The sequence below is a fragment of the Vibrio paucivorans genome (genome assembly GCF_054053395.1).
This window is the reverse complement of the sequence record NZ_CM133231.1, coordinates 981,745-1,004,842: the sequence shown is the minus strand read 5'-3', so window position 1 is coordinate 1,004,842 and position 23,098 is coordinate 981,745. Positions and strand designations below refer to the sequence as shown.

Here is a 23,098-nt window from a genome sequence, read left to right as displayed (position 1 = left end):
TAACGTGGAGGAGGCTTCAGCTGGGATTACTTATCCATATGTAAAACAGTACGGATAGACTCACCTTTGTGCATCAGTTCGAATGCTTCGTTAACGTCAGCTAGGCCCATAGTATGAGTAATGAACTCTTGTAGACCGAATTCGCCAGCCATGTAACGGTTTACGATCTCTGGAAGCTCAGAGCGGCCTTTAACGCCACCGAAAGCAGAACCACGCCATACGCGACCTGTTACGAGTTGGAATGGACTAGTTGAGATCTCTTGACCTGCGCCCGCAACACCAATGATTACCGATTCACCCCAGCCTTTGTGACAACACTCAAGAGCTTGACGCATCACGTTTACGTTACCGATACATTCGAATGAGTAGTCAACGCCACCGTCAGTCATTTCAACAATCACTTCTTGGATTGGCTTGTCGAATTTCTGAGGGTTGATTACGTCTGTCGCGCCAAGTTGTTTTGCTAGATCGAACTTGCTTTCGTTGATGTCGACACCGATGATGCGGCTAGCACCAGCCATACGTGCACCAATGATTGCAGACAAACCAATACCGCCTAGACCGAAGATCGCAACCGTGTCGCCTTTTTCTACTTTAGCGGTGTTGAGTACCGCACCCATACCAGTGGTTACGCCACAGCCTAGAAGACACACTTCTTCAAGTGGTGCTTCTTTGTTTACTTTCGCTAGTGAAATTTCAGGAAGAACCGTGTACTCAGAGAAAGTAGAACAACCCATGTAGTGGAAAATAGTCTCACCGTTGATAGAGAAACGGCTTGTGCCATCTGGCATTAGACCTTTACCTTGAGTTTCACGGACTGCCTGACACAGGTTAGTTTTACCATATTTACAGAACTTACACTCACCACATTCAGCTGTGTAAAGTGGGATAACGTGGTCACCAACTTTCACACTTGTTACGCCTTCGCCAACCATTTCAACGATACCGCCACCTTCGTGACCAAGAATTGAAGGGAAGATACCTTCTGGATCGTCACCTGATAGTGTGAATGCGTCAGTGTGACAAACACCAGTAGCGACGATGCGTACTAGCACTTCGCCTGCTTTAGGAAGTTGTACATCAACTTCTTCCATTTTAAGTGGTTCGCCAGCCGCCCATGCCACCATTGCTTTTGATTTGATAGAGGTTTGACCTGGTTTGATTTCAAGTGCCATTGGATGTTCCTTATTAATTTCTAGGTTGGGCAATCGAGTAAAGCGTAGTTGAGCTTTGCTCATTTCGCCCTGTTGTTTTGTTGGGTGCTAGTATAGGTTTTTTTCTATTTGTGATAATCCTATTAAAATGAAAATGATTTTTACGTATATGTAATAGTTCAAATTGAAGGACTGATTAACAGACTGAATTTCAAAACAATAGGCAACAAAAGTGAAATTTCTATTGACCTCAATTTAGCTTGAGGTTTTATAGTGAGGCCGATTGATGTGATGACACATAGGAGCACAGATGAACAAACAACAATTCTCAGCTTATTTAGTAAAGGTAGGATTAACACATAAGCCGAGTGTGACAATGACAGGGTTACTCGATCTGCATCGTGCTCAGCTACTGACTATCCCGTTTGAAAATTTCGATATTGCTTTGGGCAGAGGAGTCTCGTTACGAAAGGAAGATCTATATCGAAAGTTACTTGGTCAAAACCGAGGAGGCTACTGTTTTGAGTTGAATGAATTGATGTTTGAAGTGCTGAGGTTTATAGGATTCGAAGCTCAACGAGTGTTGGCTCGCGTGCATTTATCTGGCGAGCCCACAGGTCGCAGTCATCAAGTAACCATGGTGGAACTAGATGGAGAGCAATGGTTGGTTGATAATGGCTTTGGGTCAGCGACTCCTCGTACACCGTTAAAGCTTTCTATTGATGAGGTGATTCATACAGATTTGCAAACCCTCCGTTTTACCCTAGATGATGACTTTGGCTATATGTTGCAGCAACAGAGTACCGACGATTCAGGTTCATTGATTTGGAAGAATTTATACAGTTTCGATTTAGAACATGTTTGTGAGGCTGACATTCGTTATGGAAACTATTATGTGTCGACGTACCCCGAATCCCATTTCGTTACCTCGCGTATTGCTGCATTACCGACTCCAAATGGTTTAATTACCTTGCTTAATCATCGAATTAAAGTCGTTAGTGATGGAGAAACTCAGGAAATAGAATTGGCCTCAGGGCAAAGCTATCTTGATGCGCTGCAACGTTATTTCTCCATTGAGCTTGACTCATGCTATTCAGACTTAACACCTATCAGCTAGCTGTTAGTCATAGGTGCTGATTTGGCGTGACTCGTTGACTTGCTGCTGTATCAGCTGTCGAACGAGGGTCGATAGCCAAACAACTTTAGGGTGTTTGCTATCGCGTTTCAGAGTCACCATTTCAATGTCGAAATCTGGAATATCAATAGGAGGGGGGCATAGAGTCAATTGATCGTGGATTAACTCTGAGCGACCAACCATTTCAGCCATAACGGCCAGGTGTTTTCTGCCTGACAGCATGCGTCGAATGGTTAAGAAACGGGTGGTCCCCAACACCACATTTCGAGCTACCCCGAGGGAAGCTAATGTATTGTCTACTTGGCTGGTCAGTTGATCATTGGCGGTGATGATCATTTGTGGGGTAGCGAGATAGGTCGTTAAAGGTATGGGAAGCTCTGTTTTCAGCACACTATTATCAAACGTGCACAGGTGCTTTTCTCTGTATAAGAAGGTTGATTCAACGTTGCTAGGCATTTCATTGAATACACCGATACAAATATCAGTGTTGTGATTCTCGAGGAGATCGACACAGTTTTCATTATCGGCGGGTTTGAACAACACTTTTGCATTTGGTGCGTGGGCCTGTAGCGCATCGAAAATATTGGGGCCAAAGATTTGTTCTGCGTAATCGCTGACGCCAATCGAAAATTTCCCTTCATATTCACTCGGGTCAAATTGCTCCGAAGGCAAAATGTCTTGGGTGAATATAGCCAAAATTTCTTGAACCTTTGGTGCAATCTCAACCGCTCGGCTTGTAGGCAGCATTCGGTTGCCATGGCGTTCAAATAGAGGATCGTCAAGAAGATCTCTTAAGCGTTTTAAATTATAGCTGGTGGCCGGTTGTCCTAGGTGGAGATACTTGGACGCCGCCGACACACTGCCAAATTGAAATAACGCATCAAAAGTAAGTAGCAGGTTAAGATCAATTCCCTTCCAGTTTAGCTCTTTCATTTCTACTTCTTACTCCATCTTAGGTTATCAATATTACTAATATATTAGATTGATTTGTTCGATTTCATCGATGTTCTATTGGGAAATATACTCAAGTTCATAAGAGTTTCCTAGAAAGAAAGGATGTGAAGCGGGTGTCGAACAAAAAACTTGAGCAGTGTCTGGATCTGCTATTAGAGCTGCCGATCCAGACCTTTAGCACTAATAGTGAGTGGGTGGCGCAAAATCATGTATTTGTCTGTCGTGAAGGGGCGGTACATGACAGTCATGGTTACGTAACGCACGCGATCGAAAACGGAGCGATTGCTATCATTGCGACAAAGCCAGTACAAGCGACCGTCCCAGTTATTGTTACGGATAGCTACTATCAAAGCGTATCTCTTATAAAGGCGTATTACCGTTTCCCGCACCATCAACTCAAGCATATCGGTATTACGGGTACTAACGGTAAAACCACAATCGCCTACGGTCTTCAGCAAATTCTGATGTGCCAATGTAAGTCGAGTTATATCGGTACATTGGGGGTGAAATATGCCGAAAAGTTTGAGCCCTTGGACAATACCACGCCCGATGCAGTGACGTTACTTAGTCTGTTTGACGACATGGTTAACGCTGGAGTACAGCTCAATGTCATGGAACTCAGTAGTCACGCACTGGCGCAAGACAGAGCCGGTTTTGTTCCTTTACAGGTGGGTGTCATTAGTAACATTGGTCGTGACCATTTGGACTACCACCGAACTATCGATGGGTACGTTCAAGCGAAATTGCAACTGATTGACCGCATTAAACCTGGTGGCACCTTAGTCGTTAACCTAGACGATCCTCACGCGGGAGTCGCGATTGAACGAGCGAAATTGAGAAACAGCGTTATGACGTTTTCAATTGGGAACCATGAAGCTGATGTCGTTGCCGACGAGGTACAGGCAACTCAGTTTGGCAATCAGTTTACGATGTATTACCAAGGTGAACATACGGTTGTCGATTCTCAAATGCCATTTCGTTTTAATGTTGAAAACCAGCTTGCGATGGCAAGCGTATTACTCAGTCAAGGTTGGCGACTCAACGCTGTTGCAGCAGCTTTAAGCAGGCTCACCCCAATCAATGGACGAAGCCAGTTCATCTCTCTTGATAATCGAGCGACTGCACTTGTTGATTACGCCCACAACTACGATGGGCTGCAGGCTTTGTTTCAAGGGATCGATGTCCGCCAATGGGGAAAGGTTATTACTGTTATTGGTGTAACGGGAGACAGAATCCGTGAGGCCGCGCAAATTGGACAGTTATGTGCGGAGCATTCTGATGTCGTTATTTTTACGTCAGATAATCCGCTGGGGGAGATGCAGGAAGACATCTTTCGCGCTTTGACATCCCGAGTTGGGGATACCCCCTACTACGAAGTGAGCGACAGGCTTGAAGCTATCCAGCTAGCTAAGCAATTAAGCCGTTCTCATGATTTATTGCTGTTGTGTGGCAAGGGGCATGAGCTTCATCAGCATGTCACCGCCAACAAAATCGGTCGTCAAAGCTATATTGGAGATAGGGCGGCAGTAAGTAGTGAGGGCAAACAATGAAACGAGGGTTATCGGCGTCAGTATGTTTGCTACTGCTGATGATTAGCTTGCCAAGTAAGGCTGTTATCACACCTAATCCACCAGAATTGAACGCTAAAGGATACGTTCTAATGGATTTCAATTCTGGGGCTGTGATTGCACAACAAAATGCCAGAACAGAATTAGCCCCGGCTAGCTTGACGAAATTAATGACGGCGTTTGTCGTTGGGCAAGAGATTCGTTCAGGTCGCTTAGCTTGGGACGACGTTGTGAGCGTCAGCAAAAATGCTTGGTCGGCTAATTTTCAAGGGGCATCACTGATGTTCATCAAGCCTAAAGATGAAATTACAGTGCGTAACCTGATGACAGGGTTAATTGTCCAATCTGGTAATGACGCAGCGGTTGCATTAGCTGAGCACATTGCAGGTAGTGAAAGAGCTTTTGTTAGCCTGATGAATGGTTGGGCCCAGTCGCTTTCACTGGAAGACACTAGATTTATCAATGCACATGGACTGGATGGTGATGGGATAAAAACCTCTCCGTTAGATATGGCAAGGTTGTTAACGGCCTTGATAAAAGAACTCCCAGAAGTCTATCAACTCTATGGTTTAAAGACATTTCAATGGAATGACATAACCCAATATAACCGCAATAAATTATTGTGGGATCGCTCAATTGACGTGGATGGCGGTAAGACAGGATATACCGAAGCGGCAGGGTACAGCTTGGTCAGTTCTGCAACAGAAGGCAGTATGAGGTTGATATCGGTAGTTATGGGAGCGAGTAGTGAACAATCAAGAGCAAGTGCCTCTAAAGCGTTGCTCAACTATGTTTTCGATTCTTTGATACCCAGCAAGTGATGGACGAAGGCCAAATTGAGGCTCGAGTACGAGTTTGGAAAGGGCAACCCGAAAATGTTGGTGCGATTGTTGACCAAGACGCCTATCTAACGTTACCTCGTACCGTGAGTTCCGGCTTAAGTAAAAAGGTGATCGTGGACAAATGGATTACCGCTCCGCTTGCTAAAGGTGATGAACTGGGGAGGGTTGAATGGCGAAATGGTGGAAACATCGTGGCAACTTATCCCATAGTCAGTGCTGAAGATGTGACCTTATCCGGTTGGGCAGGGCAAGTATGGGACGGAATCAAATTAGGGTTTAGCAAGATGCTTTCCTGGCTATCGTCTCAAATGGGAGGAGGAAATGACTGAGGTCGCTCATCCCCAATCAATGTGGAAAAACTCAAACTACTTGCGATTGCTGTCGGCTCAGGTCATCTCATTGGTTGGGACGGGCATGAGCTCTGTTTGCCTTGCTTTGCTTGCCTATGAACTCGCGGGAGACGAGGCTGGGTATGTGCTCAGTATCGCCTTTGCACTTAAGATGCTGGCGTATATTGGCTTAGCGCCGCTGTTTGGAACAGTAGCGCATAAGTTACCGAAACGAAAAACACTGTTTGCTCTCGACTTGATTCGGGCATTGATGTTTGTTTGCCGTTCGTCACTGAAGTGTGGGAAGTGTATGTACTGATGTTCGTCATCAATGCATGTTCCGCGGGGTTTACCCCTCTATTTCAGTCGACACTTCCTTTAGTTCTGCCCGATAAAACTCAATATGCCAAAGCTCTTTCATTGAGCAGAATGGCTTATGATCTAGAGCAGATCTTTAGCCCTATGTTGACAGCAATGTTGTTGAGCTTAATCGGTTTTCGCCAGTTGTTTATGCTCGATGCGGGGACCTTTGTTTTGTCCGGTATTCTGATCTTATTTTGTGCTTTGCCGAACTGGAAAGCGACGGATGTCCAAGCGCAGCGAATGAACACACCTCGTTTAGGGGAAAATATTAAGCTGTATTTGTCGAAGCCCAAACTCAAAGCACTATGGTTTGCCTATCTAGCTGTTGCGAGTGCTTCTGCGATGGTATTGGTTAATACCGTGATATATGTCCATGAGGTATTGCATGGAGACGAAACTCAAACCGCACTGGCCATGATGATGGTAGGTTTTGGCTCCATGGTCATGGCGTTTCGATTACCTAGATGGCTGGAATATTATCCACCACAGCACTTTCACTGGATAGGGTTGGTCACCATTTGTGGGGCGTTTGCTCTTGGTAGTCTAACACCTGGTTGGATTGGCTTTGGGGTAATATGTGTTGCGATGGGAGTAGGTATGTCTTGTATCCAAACTTCTGCTGGGCTTTTGATTACCAAAGAATGTGGCGAAGGTGATAGCACGCCATACTTTGCTGCGCATTTTTCTTTGACTCACTTCTGGTGGTTGTTTACATACTTAGCTGCTGGGATAAGCGTGAAAGTGTTAGGGCTAGGGATTGGTTACATGCTCATGGGGTTACTGTGTCTAACTAGCTGTGTGCTCTATTATCGAGTTGGCAATATGTCCATCAAGAACAACGAAAAATGATATGCTTGATTAAGTTTGTATATCGTTGATAGGTAGATCCAATGGCAAGTTGGGAAGGGGTCAGTGAGTTCGTTGCTGTAGTGGAAACGAACAGTTTTACTGATGCAGCTAAGAAACTGAATACCTCTGTGGCGCAAGTGAGCCGAAGAGTTTCGGCACTTGAAGAACGGTTAGCGGTGAAGTTGCTTCTTCGTACTACCCGTAAAGTCTCGGTAACGGAAGCTGGGCTAGTCTACTTCCAGCAATGCAAGCATTTGGTGGATGGTTTAGAAATGGCAGAGCTAGCTGTCACCCAGATGCAAACTTCACCGAAAGGCTTGCTGAAGGTCACTGCCGCAGTTACTTATGGTGAAACGCATTTGGCACCAATGCTCCACCAGTTTCTTGAGCAATACCCGCAGGTAGATTTAGAACTCATCCTTACTAATCAACGACTAGATCTAATCGAACAAGGGATTGATGTTGCAATTCGTTTAGGGCGATTGGAAGATTCTAGTTTGATCGCTAAACGATTGTCTCAGCGCCAACTCTATGTGTGCGCAACTCCAGAATACTTAAGCCGTTTTGGTGAGCCTCATACTCTGTCGGAACTAACACATCACCAATGTTTAGTTGGCTCATTAGAACATTGGCGATTCAAGGAAAATGGCAGAGAAAAATCGGTGCGAGTATCGGGGCGAATCAAATGCAACAGTGGCTTCGCGCTTCTGGATGCAGCTAAGCGACATTTGGGCCTAGTTCAGCTTCCTGACTACTATGTACAAACCGCATTAGACAATGGAGAATTGGTTGAAGTACTGAGCGATTATCGTGATGACAGAGAAGGGATTTGGGCGATGTATCCACAAAACCGGAACTTGTCGCCCAAGGTTCGCCTGTTGATTGATTTCTTAGCACAACAGTTTAGTGAACAAGCTGCTACAACATAGGAACTGTAGAGGCGAGCAGTAATGCTGCCATTGAAATGTTAAAGCCCTTAATACGCATTGGTGTCGTTAGCCAGCGTTGTAGCTCTCGACCTGCCGCAGCCCAGAAGCTGACGGAAGGCAAATTCACCAACATGAACACAAGAGAAATTAACAGCAGTTGAGCGAGACTGTTTCCAGAGCTGTAGACTGTGATAGCTGTTAATGCCATAGACCAACCTTTTGGGTTTACCCACTGAAAGCTTGCAGCACCAAGAAACGTCAGTGGTTTGAAATCGTCCACTTTGCCCGCTTTACCACTAGTCGCAATTTTGAGCGCCAAATACACCAAATAGATTAAGCTCAGGTACTTAAGAATTTGGTGTACAACCGGGTATGCATTGAAAACGCCTATTAAGCCGAATCCAACCAATAGCAGCATTACCGAAAAGCCGACAGCAATCCCCAACATATGAGGAATCGTGCGTGCAAATCCAACATTAGCACCAGAGGTCATCAACATAATATTGTTTGGGCCCGGCGTAAACGTGGAGACAAATGCAAACAGGGTTAAAGCGACGAGTTGTTCAAAGTCCATCCAAAAAATTCTCCAAAGTATGTTCATAATCATTGCCGGCTAAAACAATGTTAAGTGGATTTGGACGCAATTGTGTGCTTTTATTGGATTGATTTGGACTATTTTAGCAAGGAAATTTGGTGGTGGATAAGTTTGACGAAAGAATATTGCAACAGCTGAAGGGGGATGGAAGAATCTCCAATGTGGAGCTCTCAGAACGAGTGGGATTATCGCCATCAGCAACATTAAGGCGTGTTCAGGAGTTGGAGCGAACGGAAGTCATCACTGGTTATCGTGCTGTGCTTTCAAATGAACGGTTAGGCGTTGGATTTGTTGCCTATGTGTCTATCGGTTTGTCGAGCCACAGAAAACAGTCCCAGTTAGAGTTTGAAGAGCATGTTCGATTTGAAGATGAAGTCGTCGAGTGTCACAACATAACCGGTGCAAACGAGTATTTATTGAGAGTAGAAACAAAAGATTTACAGAGTTATAAACGGTTTCACGCGGACGTATTAGGTGAATGTGTACATGTGAAATCGATTACAACAATGGTGGTAATGGATACACCAAAAGATCAAAGATAATGAATATCACCTTAGTAACAGGTGCTTTTAATAATATTATTATTTTTTAGATTACTAAATAGTCAGTTTTTTTAATTTATCTTGTCTTGGATAGTTTTATTAATTAGAAAATAATAAATTAGTTATTTAGATTGAATTAATATTTAATCGGCAACAATTAATATTCTGTAACAAGATAGCGTTTGTTTAACTTTATTTTCGGGCAATATTTAGTCACCCATTGCAAATCTTACCTGTTGCGAGCAATATTTTGCTCACTCGTGATGTTTCCCTGCGCCGACACGGTGAAATTTCAGGAATGCAATTTGCTTCTTAGAGCTCTTTCAAGATTCACGGAGTTCGACCAAATGGGTAATGGTATAATTGTTGGTGATATAGGAACGGATCATGATGGATTCCCTGCTACTCCAGTGACAGCGGGATCTGGAACCGTCAAATTTGATGGTGTGGCAGCGGCAAGAGCTGGAGATCCACTAGAGCCTCACGATAAGCCAAAGAACCCTTGTCACGACCGCGCGATCGCCGCAGGATCTGGAAGCGTAAAAATTGACGGGATGCCTGCCGCAAGAGCTGGAGACCCAGTTACATGTGGTGGTGTGCTGACTGGAGGCTCTAGTGTCAATATTGGCTAGGTTTTCATTTATAGCACTGTTTGCGTGCAGTGCCTCAGCTCAAACCGAACTGTACGATGAGCAGCAATTGTCACCGCAGCAAGCACAGGAAGTCGGTAACTTACTAAGGGCACAGTACAAAATTACTGAAGCGTTTCGGTACTTGAAGTATGCGGCTGATTTAGGTGATGCGAAAGCCGCTTATCTGTATGCCATTGAGCTTCAACACACCCCGAGCACGTTGCGTAGAAATGATGATTTCGAAGTGTATATGCTCCGCTCTGCGAAAGCAGGCTATATAGATGCAGCTCTATATCTCTATACCCAAGCGGATTGGCTTGAATCCACCGAGAAAAGTAACTGGCGTTCTCGCTATTATGAAATGGTGATTGAACTAGGGGCGTCAGACCCAAACCAAGCTTTCTACCGACTCTACAATTATTTCAAAACTAGTGAACCGGAACTGGCGAATTACTACTTAAAGCAATCAGCAAGCAATCTTTACCCTTTGGCTGTGATGGCCACCGCAGCCAATATAGCGAATGGGCAAGGCACGTTTCTTATGCCTGGCTCAAGAGAAACGGAATCAAGGCGGATGTATAAAACGGCTGCTGAAAGCAATTTTTTGCCAGCGATTAGGCACTATATATTGTTGTTAGAACAAAAGAATAAACGTGAAGAAGCCTTTGAATGGCGGCTAAAGGCTATTGAACTCGGTGATCTCAATTCGTTGGCTGTGGCGGGGCGTGCTTATGCGGGGATGTCTGAGTATTACTCTTTTGTCACTAGCGATAGTATTAAAGCGAAAAGCTATTTAGACCTGTATTTATCTTATGCGGGTTCGGATAAGTTGGCCAAGGTATATGCTAATGCGCAAACTCTATCTACGTCTTTATCTAAAGTGATGACGGCTGATCAGATCGAGCAGGCCAATATTAGAGTTGAAGAATATAAGCAGAGCACTACCTATTATAATTTTGACTATTACTGGGGTGTATAATTTCCTCGTGAATACTTTCTTGTTAAGTATTTTCTCAAGTTTGTAATAGTGCTTTTTTATTGGATCAAGATCAAGTTTCTTGGTGTGGCCTGTGTGTTTTATATATTTAAATATATAGACTCCGGCTCTGTCATTAAATTGACCATAAATAAATTATAAAATATAAATTTATCAATAATTGGCTCGGCTTAAATATTAATAATAACAATTAAGTCAATTATTAAAGAAAACTAATTTACTATTTCTAACTGAGACAACTATCAATTTCTCGGTTATTTACAGCAACGTTAAGTATAGGTATTGGAGACGTTAAATGTCTAAAGAAGGAAGTGTCGCTCCTAAAGAGCGAATTAACATTAAATATATTCCTGCTACTGGGGATTCCCAAGCTGAAATAGAGCTGCCTCTCAAAACGCTTATTGTCGGTGACTTTAAAGGTCATACCGAAGAAACGCCAGTTGAGGAAAGGGAAACCGTTTCAGTAGACAAGAACAATTTCGAGTCTGTAATGCGCGAAAGCGAATTAAAGATCTCGGCAACGGTCGGAAACAAGCTATCAGATAACCCTGAAGATGAACTACCGATCGAATTGAACTTTAAATCTTTAGCAGATTTCGCTCCTGATTCTGTTGCGGAACAAGTTCCAGAACTAAAAAAATTGATTGAATTGCGTGAAGCCTTAGTGGCGCTTAAAGGCCCGTTAGGCAACATTCCTGCGTTCAGAGATCGTCTACAAGACATTTTGAACTCAGAAGAATCACGTGAGAAGTTGCTATCAGAGCTAAACCTCGTTAGCAACCCAGAAGAAGAGCCTCAAGCTTAACCTTGCTTGACTTGTAACACTCGTTATTTTTAGAACTAGGAATCACACATGTCCACAACGGAATCTGTACTCGAAAGAGCCCCTCTCGAGCAAGGCGGCTTACTTGAAGAAATCATGGCGCAAACTCGTATTACTCCAAATGAAGAGGGATACGATATTGCTAAAAAAGGCGTCGCGGCGTTTATTGAAAATCTGATTGGTAGTAATAAATCAGCGGAGCCAGTAAATAAATCTCTGGTTGACCAAATGTTGGTTGAGTTGGATAAGAAGATCAGTTCACAGATGGACGAAATCTTACACAACGAATCATTCCAGCAAATGGAGTCTTCGTGGCGTGGTCTAAAATTGCTCGTTGACCGTACTGATTTTCGTGAAAACAACAAGCTAGAACTTCTTCATGTGACCAAAGAAGAGTTGTTAGACGACTTTGAATTTGCACCTGAAACTGCACAGTCGGGTTTATACAAACACGTTTATTCTTCAGGTTATGGTCAGTTTGGTGGTGAGCCTGTTGGTGCAATGATAGGTAACTATGCCTTCACTCCTTCAACTCCAGACATGAAACTGCTTCAGTACATGGGCGCATTAGGTGCAATGGCACATGCACCATTTATTTCTAGCGTTGCTCCCGAATTCTTTGGTATCGATTCTTTCGAAGAATTACCAAACCTAAAAGATCTAAAGTCTACTTTCGAAAGTCCTAAGTACACTAAGTGGCGCTCTCTACGTGAGTCTGAAGATGCACGTTACCTTGGTCTAACAGCGCCTCGCTTCTTGCTGCGTGTTCCTTACGACCCAACAGAAAATCCAATCAAATCATTTAACTACACCGAAAACGTAAGCGCTTCTCACGAGCACTACCTGTGGGGTAACACCGCATTCGCATTCGCAACACGTCTAACAGACAGTTTTGCTAAGTATCGTTGGTGTCCAAACATTATTGGCCCACAAAGTGGTGGTGCAGTTGAAGATCTTCCGGTTCATGTATTCGAATCTATGGGCGCTCTTCAAAGCAAGATCCCAACCGAAGTTCTAGTGACAGACCGTAAAGAGTTCGAACTTGCAGAAGAGGGCTTCATTGCTCTAACAATGCGTAAAGGAAGTGACAACGCCTCGTTCTTTTCAGCAAACTCGGTTCAAAAGCCGAAAGTATTCCCAAATACTAAAGAAGGCAAAGAAGCGGAAACTAACTATAAGTTAGGTACTCAACTACCGTACATGATGATCATCAACCGCCTTGCGCACTATGTGAAAGTACTACAGCGCGAGCAGATTGGTTCTTGGAAAGAACGCCAAGACCTTGAGCGCGAGCTCAATGGTTGGATCAAACAATACGTTGCGGATCAAGAAAACCCGCCGGCGGATGTACGTAGCCGTCGTCCACTTCGTGCTGCGAAAATCGAAGTATTGGATGTTGAGGGTGATCCAGGTTGGTACCAAGTGTCTCTAGCAGTGCGTCCGCACTTCAAGTACATGGGTGCAAACTTTGAGTTGTCATTAGTTGGTCGTCTAGATCAGGCATAACTTTATGACATACCTAGCACCTGAAGAGAGTGCTTTTGGTGTCGGCTTCCTAGAACGCTTGGAAGCCGATGCTAAACCTATTTCGTTGACCCGTGGGCCGGAACTAGGTGATGTACTTGATTCAATAAAACGAAACGTATCCAACATTCTTAATACCCGAATAGGTGGAGCTCAAAGTGCCCCGTTGTTAGGCCTGATTGACTTCAACGATGCAACGCTCGACACCATGGATCTATCGCTACGCATTAGAATTGCTATCCAATCTTGCTTGGAAGTATACGAGCCAAGGCTGGCTAAAATCGAAGTGCGTTCTAGCTCCGAATTGGGTATGAATTTGAAATTTCAGATATTCGCTGAACTCAATTGTGATGCCCTGCACCAGCGTGTGCAGCTGCAACTGATGTTGGACCAGAACCGTAAGTACAGAGTGTATTAGTCATGACTCATGACAAGTATTTCAGAGAAGAACTTTCGTTCCTAAAAGAACAAGGGAAAGAGTTTACTGAGCTGCACCCCCAGTTAACTCGTTTTTTACACTGTAAAACGACCGACCCGGATGTCGAGCGCTTACTAGAAGGCTTTGCGTTCCTTACTGGTCGATTACGTGAAAAAGTAGAAGATGAGTTTCCCGAGTTAACTCACTCCATCATCAATATGCTGTGGCCGAACTACTTGAGGCCAGTGCCGAGCATGAGTATTGTTCAGTTCACACCAGAAAGAAGTGTGAGTGCGAGGCATTGCATTGAAAAAGGCACTCAGTTAGACAGCAAACCTGTTTTTGGAACCAAATGTCACTTCACTACTTGTCGTGATGTTCAGCTTTACCCAGTGATATGCGAAGACGTTACCGCTCACCACTCTCGTGAAAGTACTGTGGTAGAAATTGCGCTGAACGTATCGGGTGACTTGACCGCCGGTGAGGTTGGCTTGGAGTCACTTCGCTTTTACCTTGGCGGAGATAAGTACAGCTCGCAAATGCTATACCTCTGGCTGAATCACTATCTTGATAGCATTGTCGTTGAAGCGAATGGTACCGAATTCAAAGTGCCACAAGACGCTTTCTCTACTGTTGGATTCGAGTCAAATGATGGCTTACTGCCTTACCCTTCGAATGTCTACGAAGGTTATCGTATTCTTCAGGAGTATTTATCATTTCCGGAAGCGTTCCAGTTTGTCGATGTCTTAAGGCTTAAGTCTGCGTTACCCGCTTCTTTGTCGGGTAAGTTTTCACTGAAAATTCGTTTCTCTAAAACCCTACCTACAGATGTGCGGGTTAGGAAAGAGAGCTTCCAACTGTATTGTGTTCCTGTGGTAAACCTGTTTGAGCATGACGCTGATCCAATAGATTTAACAGGCAAGCGCACAGAGTATCGTATCGCACCGTCGAGCCGTTACCCTGCTCACTATGAGATTTTTAGCGTAGATAACGTATTTGGTTGGCAAGATAGCAGCCAGAGCAGTGGCCAACGAATCCGTGGCCTTAAACGCCAGTATTCTTCTTTCGAAAGTTTCCAGCATGAGATAGAAAGAGTCAGGAATCGAGAAGCCTTGTATTACCGTGTTCGAGTCAAAGAGAGCATAAGGGGCGACGGATTTGACCATTTCATTTCATTTGTGCGTGGTGACGAAACCCAATGCATAGATGTCGATGAAGCTGTGTCATTGAAGATGATGTGCTCTAACAGACAACTACCAGTTGAACTAAGTGTCGGCGATATCTGTGAGCCTACAGATACATCTCCGCCTTATGCATCGTTTGCGAACATCACGCCTCCAACACAGTCTTTACGTCCGGTACTTGATGGCAGTTTACTGTGGACTTTGATCTCGAATCTGTCGCTTAACTATTTGTCGTTACTATCTAAAGATGCTTTGAGCAGTATTTTACGTGCTTATGACTTTAAAGCATTGGTCGACCGTCAAGCTGAGCGTGTTGGACGAAAACGTCTAGAGGGCCTAGTAAAAATAGAATCTAAGCCTGTCGACAAACTGTTGCGCGGAATGCCAGTAAGAGGTCTCGCATCGACGATACATATCGACCAAAGCTGCTTCGCTTCAGAAGGCGACCTATATCTATTTGGCACTGTTTTGAGCCGATTCTTTGCCCTTTACGCCAGTATCAACTCATTCCATGAGTTGGTGGTAGTCAATACAACGAATAAAGAGACCTATACATGGGGAACTCAGATTGGAATGCAGCCGCTGATCTAAGTGCCCGTGATGAGGCAGAAGGTCGGATTGAGCAAACGGACATTCGTGAATACAGCTTTTACCCGCTAGTGGAGCTGTTGCTTAAGCAAAAAGGAATAGAACCAGAAGCTGAGCTTTGGGAGCGCGACTGCGATTTAGTGTTCAGTGCTAACCCCAGTTTAGGCTTCTCGCCGGCTGACATTCACTCTTTATCGAGCAGCGAACAACGCATGCTGCTCGAAACTAATTTCTTTGGTTTGACGGGGTCACAATCTCCGTTGCCAGGGTTCATATTGGAGCAATTGGTCAATGAAGAAGAAGGAGGAATGAAGCGTCCATTCCTTGATTTCTTCAATAATCGATTGATCAACCTTGTGTACCGAATTTGGCGTAAGTATCGATACTACATCCGCTTTTCTGAAGGCGCAGAAGACCAGTTTTCAGCTCAGCTGTTTGCGCTAGTGGGGTTAGCAGATCCTCACCTAAGAGGCGAAACGCCAATCAATTGGTGCAAAATGTTGGCTTACTCAGGTGTCTTAGCCGGAAGGAGTCGCTCACCATCAGTGGTCGCGGGGATTATCTCCCACTGCTTCGAGTTGCCTGACGTGACAATAAAGCAATGGGTGCAAAGAAAGGTATTGATTGATGAACAACAAAAAATGGCGCTGGGGCTTCAAAACGGCAGTTTAGGTTGTGACACGGTGATTGGAGATAGTGTTACTGATGTGAACGGTAAGTTCACGGTGTGTATTGGCGGCCTGACCAAAGAGCGTTTTTCGGACTTCCTACCTTCCGGCAAGGAATACCAGCCGCTGTGTAAATTAGTCGAATTTATTCTACGAGAGCAAATGGCCTACGACATAGAACTAAAAATGCTGGAAGAACAAACACCGACAATGAGCTTTAACAAAAACAGTGCAGTTGCGCTCGGGTGGACCAGCTTTTTAGGCCAAGGACCGGATGAACAGTCAGTCACCATTCAAGTGAGGCAGTAACAAATGAACTCAGCTCAACAATCTATATCGATGGTTGTATCTAACGTCCACCTTTTGGATTCAGGTTTGTCGCCGCAATGCGTGTTTGACAAGACGGGTGGTGTGATTGGTTCCTCCGCAACCAATCAGTGGCACTTAAAAGATGCACGGGGTGATGTAAAAGCGAACCATTGTGAAATTGTGTTGTTTGATGGTGCTTTTTGTGTCCGCGATACCAGTGGGCATACGTACATCAATAGTGCCAGCATGCCGATAGGCAAAGATCGCCTAGCTAAATTGCAAAATAAAGATGTGCTGACCATTGGAACGTATCAAATAAAAGTACACCTGGGTGATGGAGCACAAGATTTAGCTCTCACCGAAGGTGCGTTAGAGCAGCTGTTTGAAAACGAGCGAATTGACTTATTGGAAGATGGTGAAGCCCCGAAGGTTACCGTTGATAACCCTATGGCTAAGAGTAGCGACCCTCTGAGCGCATTAGATGCAATAACGGCTCAAGCGGTAAAAAAAGACGACTTATTGTCTGACGACTACGAACTACACAATACCGAGCAACCAGAAGACCCCACTTATACCGAGCCGACTCAGTACGAAAGCAAGCTCGACTTTACCCCGCAAGCGGACAGTGAGTACGAAATGACATCGTCGATACGACTCAAGAACATATTAGGGTTTGGTAAGCGCAAGGCTAAAAAGCCAGCTACTGAGCCTCAAACACCCATCAATCAAAATAATCAAAGTAACGTTTCAGAGGGCTTAGGAATGGACGACAAGGTTTTAGATCTTTTAGAAGAGGAAGTAGCAAAATCCTATCAAGGTGAGCCACTTGCACCTGCAGCGAGTTCGCTATCAACAGGCACATCAAACCATTTGCTAACAGGCCCGATGCTAACAGGGCTTGGTGTGGAAGTAAGTGACTCTGATGATATGACCAAACTGCACTTCTTATCAGAAGAGATTGGCGAATCGCTACAGTCATGCATTAAAGGTTTGTTGGACTTGCACGCACAGGTAGGTAATGGCCGATTTGGGGTAGTTAACCGTAACCTACAACCGATAGAAGATAACCCGCTTCGCCTTGGCTTGTCGTATGAAGAGACGGTAAGAACTATGTACGACTCGGAAAAAAGTCTTGTTCACTTGTCTGCACCTGCGGCGATATCTGAAAGTTTGGAAAATGTTCGCAACCATAATGATGCAATGCAGCATGCAACTTCTGAAGCGTTAAACCAGATCTTGCAGGCCTTTTCACCAGAAGTGCTTTTGAAGCGATTCAATAATTACAAGCGCAAAACCAACCAAGTCGAGCAATCTGGCGAGTCTTGGGCGTGGAATATGTACTGCAACTACTACCAAGAACTGACTTCGAATCGTCAGCAAGGGTTTGAAAAACTGTTCTGGGAGATTTTTGAGCAGTCTTACGACAAGAAGATACGAGAACTTCAAGCGGAGTTGTAATTGTGAAGTGGTATGGACTTTTTCTGGCGACGTTATTGGTCCTCGTGGGCTGCAGCAGTTCTTCAGAGCAATACAACCCTAGCGAACAGCCGACGAAAGTTACTTTTAGCATTTTGAGTGACGAAGGCACCAACCCTAATTTATGGGGGGAGGCAGCCCCTATTGAGGTCCAAGTCTTTGAGTTGAAAGATGACTCTATGTTTATGTCGGCGGACTATGACCAAATCAAAGCCGATTACAGGAAAGCGCTCAAGAGTAACTTTGTTGAAATCTATGACTATGTGATTACGCCTGGTCAGTTCAAATTCGTTAATGCTTTCGAGATTGACGAAGACACCAGATACATCGGTGTTATGGCGCATTTCTCTGAACCAGAACTGAGTGAGTGGAAAAAGGCAGTCAAAGTACTGAACAAAGGACGTGAGTATCACCTGCTTATGTATTTTAAAGACTACGACGTGAAACTCGAACGAGTGGAGTAATTTAATGTTTGCCCGAAATCGTGTTATTTGGAATGAAGGCTTGTTTATCAAACCGCAACATTTCCAGCAGCAACAGAGATATTTTGAATATCACGTGGATGAGCGCATTCGTTCAGCCAACAAATACCTATATGGCGTTTCAGAGCTATCACTTAACCCTGAATATTTGTCATTTGGTCGTATTGCCATAGAGCGAGCTGTCGGCATTATGCCAGACGGCACTGTTTTTCGAATTCCTCAGGAAGATACTCTGCCTGAGGCAATTGAAATTGATGATGCTTCACTGGCTAACCAGTTGGTCTACCTAGCGATTCCTTTGCGCAGCGAGTCCCTACTAGAGGTTGATTGGCCTGAGGAACGCGGTACAGGGCGCTATCAGTCTCGTCGACAGGAAGTGCGTGATGTTCATACGATGCAAGGGGATATGACGACAATTGATGTCTCTCCGGTCCGCATGCAATTAATGCTTGAGAGAGAAGACCGCAGTTCATATGCCTCCATTGCTATCGCGCGTATTTTGGAAAAACGCCCAGATGGTAGCGTGGTGTTAGACCCGGACTTTATCCCTTGCAATCTAGATGTCACGTGTCATGCGCCGCTTCATCGCTTTGTGAATGAAATATCTGGACTAATGCGTGAAAGAGCGAAGAACATTGCTCAACGTCTTGGTTCACCGAATCAAGGGGGAGTCGCTGATGTATCAGATTTCATGCTACTTCAAGCACTGAATAAACTTCAGCCGCAAATGCATCATTTAGCTGAGTTACGTTCTCTTCACCCTGAGCGCTTATTTGAGTCTTTAGCAGGCGTAAGCGGTGAGCTTGCCACCTTTACGGATGAAAGTCGTTTGCCTCCGAGCATTCCTAGCTACAACCACGATATGCCAACTGAAACATTCTGGCCGTTAATTCGTTATTTGCGTCAGAGTTTAAGCATTGTGCTCGAGCCTCGAGCAGTGGCTATTCAGCTTGATAAACGTAAATACGGCTTGATGGTTGCTCCGTTACAAGACCCGCAGTTACTAGGTAGCGCCGAGTTCATTGTGGCGGTTAAGGCGAAGATGCCTCTCGAAGAAATCAAGCGCCTGTTTAGCCAGCAAACTAAGGTGTCATCGGTCGAGAAAATCCGTGACCTTATCTCGCTTCAGCTCCCAGGTATTCCACTAACGCCATTACCAGTAGCTCCGAGGCAGCTGCCTTACCATGCGGGTTACACCTATTACCAGTTAGACAAAACCAGCGCTGCGTGGAATGCACTCGAGAGCTCAAGTGGTTTTGCGTTCCACATCGCGGGTGTGTTTGAAGATCTTGAACTGCAGTTTTGGGCTGTAAGGAGTTAATCATGGATGTGACACAACCTAACAATAAATTCAACGAGTTACTGTTCGATAATGTTGAACAGATCAATCACGATCAAGACTACTGGTTCCAGCTTAGAGGTTTTAACGATAACCCGTTAATCGATGCTTCCACGCCGTTATTTGGTTTGGCTTTACGCGTCCGCTCTTTAGTCGAGTGTGACAATATCGACTCGATTTACAAGCAGACGGTCGAAGAGATAAAAGCCATTGAAATCGAACTCACCGAGCAAGGCCATGAACACGCAGTGTTAATGGCTTACCGATATGTACTTTGTGCATTTCTCGATGAGTCGGTGATGGGAACGCCTTGGGGGGCGTCTAGCGTTTGGGCCGAGCACTCAATGTTGTCTCGCTTCCACGATGAAACGTGGGGAGGAGAGAAAGTGTTCACCATCCTAGGACGGTTAGAAAATGAACCGACCCGTTACCGGGTACTGCTGGAATTCATCTATCGCTGCTTAACGCTTGGCTTTGAAGGCAAATATCGAGTGATGGAAAACGGTAGCAGTGAGCGAGAAAAAGTTGTTAAAAAATTATACGAACTGCTGAATGGCCTTGAGGAACGTCAGCCTCAAGAGCTTACCAAAGCGACGGAACATGTTGTGAAGTCAAAGTACAAACTCAGTACACAAATTCCAGTTTGGTCAATATTGGTTGGCTTTGTCGTTGTTTGGGTAGGTGTGTTTTTAGGCTACTCCTATCTACTTCACAACAAATCGTCAGACGTCATTAACCAACTCAATCAAATACTCTAATAATAACAAGGCTAGGTGATCAAAATGATCCGTATTGAATTACCAACACTTATTTCTAAGCTCAACGAACAAAGCAAATTGGCCCTTGAGCAAGCTGCGTCTCTATGCATCGAGAGACAGCACTGTGAAGTTACCATTGAACATTTCTTATCGATTTTGATTGAGAATCCACTGTCTGACGTGCGCGCGATTTTAAAAGCGGCCAATGTTGAGGTGGAATTGGTTAACCAAGCGATTGTTGAAAGCTTCTCGCGTGAACAAGCATTGGAGTCTTACCCCGCGTTTTCTCCTCTATTGGTAGAGTTGCTTCAGGAAGCGTGGCTGCTTTCTACCACTGAACTGTCTCAAACAGAGCTTCGCTCTGGCGCTATATTCCTTGCCGCACTGGCTCGTAAAGATCGCTATCTGTCTTTCGCCCTGATTGGTCAGCTTGACTCGATCAACACCGAAACTCTGCGCAAAGAATTTGATCTTATTGTTAAAGATTCTGCGGAAACGGCAGTTGTTCACGAAGCTTCAGCTCACAAAGGGTTAGCGGTTGAAGATAGCAGTGTACTTGGAAAGTACTGCACCAATGTAACTGAACAAGCTCGAAATAACGCGTTAGACCCTGTTTTATGTCGTGAAAATGAAATCAACCTGATGATCGACATTCTGTGCCGTCGTCGTAAGAACAACCCAATTGTAGTTGGCGATGCTGGCGTGGGCAAAAGCGCTATGATTGAAGGGCTTGCCCTGCGCGTGATTGCGGGTAACGTACCAACGATGCTCAAAGATGTTGAGCTACTATCACTTGACCTTGGCTTGCTTCAAGCGGGAGCGTCGGTGAAAGGAGAGTTCGAAAAGCGCCTCAAAGGGATCATCGACGCCATCAAGCAATCGGCGAAGCCAATCATTTTATTCATTGACGAAGCACACACCTTGATCGGCTCTGGAAACCAAGAAGGTGGCAGTGACGCTGCTAACTTGCTCAAACCTGCGCTTGCCCGTGGTGAGTTGAGCACAGTCGCTGCAACGACATGGAAGGAATACAAAAAATACTTTGAAAAAGACCCTGCACTGACTCGTCGTTTTCAACTGGTTAAGCTCGATGAGCCGAGTATTGACCAAGCGGTGGATATTTTACGTGGCCTGAACGGTGTTTATGAGCAGTCTCATAATGTTTTGATCAGCGACGATGCGTTAAGAGCAGCGGCTGAACTTTCAGCTCGTTATATCTCAGGGCGACAGCTACCAGACAAAGCCATTGATGTGCTAGATACAGCATGCGCGCGCATTGCGATCAACATGACAACGCCACCGAAGCGTTTAGCATTTTTGGAGTCAGCCTGCCATCAGCGTCAGCTTGAGATTGATATGCTTCAACGCGCTAAATACATCGGCCAAGAAATCGATGTCGAGCGCCTAGCTTCACTGCAGGAGAAAGAAGCGCAAGACGAGCTTGAGCGTGACGCTTTAATGGCGAGTTGGGGGATGCAAAAAGAGGCAGTTGAACAGATTCTTGAGCTTCGCCGTCAGCTATCAGAACTAAGCGACCTTGAAGATCTGGAGCCAGAACAGCGCGACCAAATAGCTGCGTTGACGCAAGAAATCAAACAGCAGTATCAACTGCTTGATGAAATCCCGCACAACGAATTACTTATTCATCCACAAGTTGATTCGATGCAAGTCGCGGAAGTCATCGCTGATTGGACTGGTGTGCCCGTTGACCAAATGAATAGTGATGAGCTGGAAAAGATCACTAATCTCACCAGCATTCTAGGTGAAGCGATTAAGGGGCAGGACACCGCAATTGCAACCATTCACCGCCACCTACTGACTGCGCGAGCTGATCTTCGTCGCCCTGGACGACCAAAAGGTGCGTTTTTACTCGTTGGACCGAGTGGTGTCGGTAAAACAGAAACCGTTGTTCAACTCGCTCAGCAGTTATATGGCGGTAAGCAATTCCTCACGACTATCAATATGTCCGAGTACCAAGAAAAGCATACCGTTTCTCGCTTAATTGGTTCTCCTCCTGGTTATGTTGGTTACGGTGAAGGCGGCGTGTTAACAGAAGCGATTCGTAAAATGCCGTATTCAGTGGTGTTGCTCGACGAAGTAGAAAAAGCACACCCAGAAGTGTTGAATATTTTCTACCAAGCATTTGATAAAGGGGAGCTTGCTGACGGTGAAGGACGCTTGATTGACTGCCAAAATGTGGTGTTCTTCCTGACTTCTAACCTTGGTTTCCAGACGATTGTTGACCACGCTGATACCCCAGAACACCTTGAAGATGCTTTGTACCCTGAGCTTGCGGCTTTCTTTAAACCTGCACTGCTAGCACGTATGGAAACTGTGCCTTATCTACCTCTGAATAAAGAGGTGTTGGAGCAAATCGTGAAAGGCAAGCTAAGTCGCTTAGAAAGCCTGTTCAAACAGCGATATGGCGCTGAGGTAGATATCGAGCCGAGCTTGATTGAAGAAATCTTAACTCGCGCGACACGTTCCGAAAATGGTGCTCGTATGCTGGAAGCGATTATTGAAGGCCAATTGCTTCCGCCAGTTTCGCTTGCTCTGCTTAACAAGTTAGCGTCGAAAGAGGACGTGCAACGTATCTCTCTCAAAGCGAGCGAAGGTGAATTCATTGGAGAGGTAGTGTAA

At 45.0% G+C, this 23,098-nt stretch carries 21 protein-coding genes and 1 pseudogene; 19 read left to right on the top strand and 3 right to left on the bottom strand.

The annotated features are described in order from the left end of the window. Window positions 1-26 precede the first annotated feature (26 nt). Window positions 27-1,175 carry an S-(hydroxymethyl)glutathione dehydrogenase/class III alcohol dehydrogenase gene (locus ACXABW_RS19900; RefSeq protein ID WP_457525167.1) on the bottom strand — a complete coding sequence of 383 codons (1,149 nt, stop codon included), beginning with the start codon at window positions 1,173-1,175 and terminating at the stop codon, window positions 27-29. Between the two features lie 289 nt (window positions 1,176-1,464). Here ACXABW_RS19900 and ACXABW_RS19895 point away from each other — a divergent pair, with 289 nt between their 5' ends. Beyond that, entirely contained in the window at window positions 1,465-2,271 is an 807-nt protein-coding gene (locus ACXABW_RS19895; RefSeq protein WP_457525165.1) for an arylamine N-acetyltransferase family protein, read from the top strand. A 3-nt stretch (window positions 2,272-2,274) separates the two neighbouring features. Here ACXABW_RS19895 and ACXABW_RS19890 read toward each other — a convergent pair whose 3' ends face one another. Next, a complete protein-coding gene (locus ACXABW_RS19890; RefSeq protein WP_457525163.1) occupies window positions 2,275-3,222 on the bottom strand; it encodes a LysR substrate-binding domain-containing protein in 948 nt (315 codons plus the stop codon). A 134-nt stretch (window positions 3,223-3,356) separates the two neighbouring features. Here ACXABW_RS19890 and ACXABW_RS19885 point away from each other — a divergent pair, with 134 nt between their 5' ends. The 5 genes and pseudogenes from ACXABW_RS19885 (at window position 3,357) to ACXABW_RS19865 (ending at window position 8,123) form a co-directional block, all read left to right on the top strand. Beyond that, window positions 3,357-4,793, top strand: coding sequence for a Mur ligase family protein (locus ACXABW_RS19885; RefSeq protein WP_457525161.1), 1,437 nt, complete (start codon window positions 3,357-3,359; stop codon window positions 4,791-4,793). Further along, a pseudogene (locus ACXABW_RS19880) lies at window positions 4,790-5,982 on the top strand (D-alanyl-D-alanine carboxypeptidase family protein). The gene ACXABW_RS19885 and the pseudogene ACXABW_RS19880 overlap by 4 nt, the downstream one beginning before the upstream one ends. Further along, window positions 5,975-6,301, top strand: a complete 327-nt coding sequence (locus ACXABW_RS19875) for a hypothetical protein (protein WP_457525159.1) — start codon at window positions 5,975-5,977, stop codon at window positions 6,299-6,301. Before ACXABW_RS19880 ends, ACXABW_RS19875 begins: the two are co-directional and overlap by 8 nt. Beyond that, window positions 6,262-7,194, top strand: coding sequence for an MFS transporter (locus ACXABW_RS19870; RefSeq protein ID WP_457525157.1), 933 nt, complete (start codon window positions 6,262-6,264; stop codon window positions 7,192-7,194). The genes ACXABW_RS19875 and ACXABW_RS19870 overlap by 40 nt, the downstream gene beginning before the upstream one ends. A gap of 41 nt (window positions 7,195-7,235) precedes the next feature. Continuing rightward, entirely contained in the window at window positions 7,236-8,123 is an 888-nt protein-coding gene (locus tag ACXABW_RS19865) for a LysR family transcriptional regulator (RefSeq protein WP_457525155.1), read from the top strand. Here ACXABW_RS19865 and ACXABW_RS19860 read toward each other — a convergent pair. Then, entirely contained in the window at window positions 8,113-8,697 is a 585-nt protein-coding gene (locus ACXABW_RS19860) for a LysE family translocator (protein WP_265689146.1), read from the bottom strand. The two genes, ACXABW_RS19865 and ACXABW_RS19860, sit on opposite strands and share 11 nt — an antisense overlap. A gap of 122 nt (window positions 8,698-8,819) precedes the next feature. Here ACXABW_RS19860 and ACXABW_RS19855 point away from each other — a divergent pair, with 122 nt between their 5' ends. The 13 genes from ACXABW_RS19855 (at window position 8,820) to tssH (ending at window position 23,098) form a co-directional block, all read left to right on the top strand. Further along, window positions 8,820-9,260, top strand: coding sequence for an Lrp/AsnC family transcriptional regulator (locus ACXABW_RS19855; RefSeq protein ID WP_457525153.1), 441 nt, complete (start codon window positions 8,820-8,822; stop codon window positions 9,258-9,260). A 347-nt stretch (window positions 9,261-9,607) separates the two neighbouring features. Next, window positions 9,608-9,892, top strand: coding sequence for a type VI secretion system PAAR protein (locus tag ACXABW_RS19850; RefSeq protein ID WP_252032003.1), 285 nt, complete (start codon window positions 9,608-9,610; stop codon window positions 9,890-9,892). Beyond that, on the top strand, window positions 9,876-10,871 hold the full coding sequence (locus ACXABW_RS19845) for a sel1 repeat family protein (RefSeq protein WP_457525151.1): 996 nt from the start codon (window positions 9,876-9,878) through the stop codon (window positions 10,869-10,871). The genes ACXABW_RS19850 and ACXABW_RS19845 overlap by 17 nt, the downstream gene beginning before the upstream one ends. A 313-nt stretch (window positions 10,872-11,184) precedes the next feature. Next, window positions 11,185-11,694: a type VI secretion system contractile sheath small subunit gene (tssB, locus tag ACXABW_RS19840; protein WP_252032000.1), complete on the top strand. Its 510-nt coding sequence runs from the start codon at window positions 11,185-11,187 to the stop codon at window positions 11,692-11,694. A 48-nt stretch (window positions 11,695-11,742) separates the two neighbouring features. Next, window positions 11,743-13,218 carry a type VI secretion system contractile sheath large subunit gene (gene tssC, locus ACXABW_RS19835; RefSeq protein WP_457525149.1) on the top strand — a complete coding sequence of 492 codons (1,476 nt, stop codon included), beginning with the start codon at window positions 11,743-11,745 and terminating at the stop codon, window positions 13,216-13,218. Between the two features lie 4 nt (window positions 13,219-13,222). Then, entirely contained in the window at window positions 13,223-13,654 is a 432-nt protein-coding gene (gene tssE / locus ACXABW_RS19830; protein WP_252031998.1) for a type VI secretion system baseplate subunit TssE, read from the top strand. 2 nt (window positions 13,655-13,656) lie between these two features. Next, window positions 13,657-15,429 carry a type VI secretion system baseplate subunit TssF gene (gene tssF / locus ACXABW_RS19825; protein ID WP_457525148.1) on the top strand — a complete coding sequence of 591 codons (1,773 nt, stop codon included), beginning with the start codon at window positions 13,657-13,659 and terminating at the stop codon, window positions 15,427-15,429. Then, a complete protein-coding gene (gene tssG, locus ACXABW_RS19820; protein ID WP_457525146.1) occupies window positions 15,393-16,403 on the top strand; it encodes a type VI secretion system baseplate subunit TssG in 1,011 nt (336 codons plus the stop codon). The genes tssF and tssG overlap by 37 nt, the downstream gene beginning before the upstream one ends. 3 nt (window positions 16,404-16,406) lie before the next feature. Further along, the gene (tagH, locus tag ACXABW_RS19815) at window positions 16,407-17,861 is read left to right on the top strand and encodes a type VI secretion system-associated FHA domain protein TagH (RefSeq protein ID WP_457525144.1); all 1,455 of its coding nucleotides are present in this window, start codon (window positions 16,407-16,409) and stop codon (window positions 17,859-17,861) included. Window positions 17,862-17,863: 2 nt separating this feature from the next. Beyond that, the gene (gene tssJ / locus ACXABW_RS19810) at window positions 17,864-18,343 is read left to right on the top strand and encodes a type VI secretion system lipoprotein TssJ (protein WP_390903531.1); all 480 of its coding nucleotides are present in this window, start codon (window positions 17,864-17,866) and stop codon (window positions 18,341-18,343) included. Window positions 18,344-18,347: 4 nt separating this feature from the next. Then, window positions 18,348-19,682 (top strand): type VI secretion system baseplate subunit TssK, encoded by a 1,335-nt coding sequence (gene tssK / locus ACXABW_RS19805; protein WP_457525141.1) that lies wholly within the window; start codon window positions 18,348-18,350, stop codon window positions 19,680-19,682. A 2-nt stretch (window positions 19,683-19,684) separates the two neighbouring features. Continuing rightward, entirely contained in the window at window positions 19,685-20,458 is a 774-nt protein-coding gene (icmH, locus tag ACXABW_RS19800) for a type IVB secretion system protein IcmH/DotU (protein WP_457525140.1), read from the top strand. A gap of 24 nt (window positions 20,459-20,482) precedes the next feature. Continuing rightward, window positions 20,483-23,098, top strand: coding sequence for a type VI secretion system ATPase TssH (gene tssH / locus ACXABW_RS19795; RefSeq protein ID WP_457525138.1), 2,616 nt, complete (start codon window positions 20,483-20,485; stop codon window positions 23,096-23,098).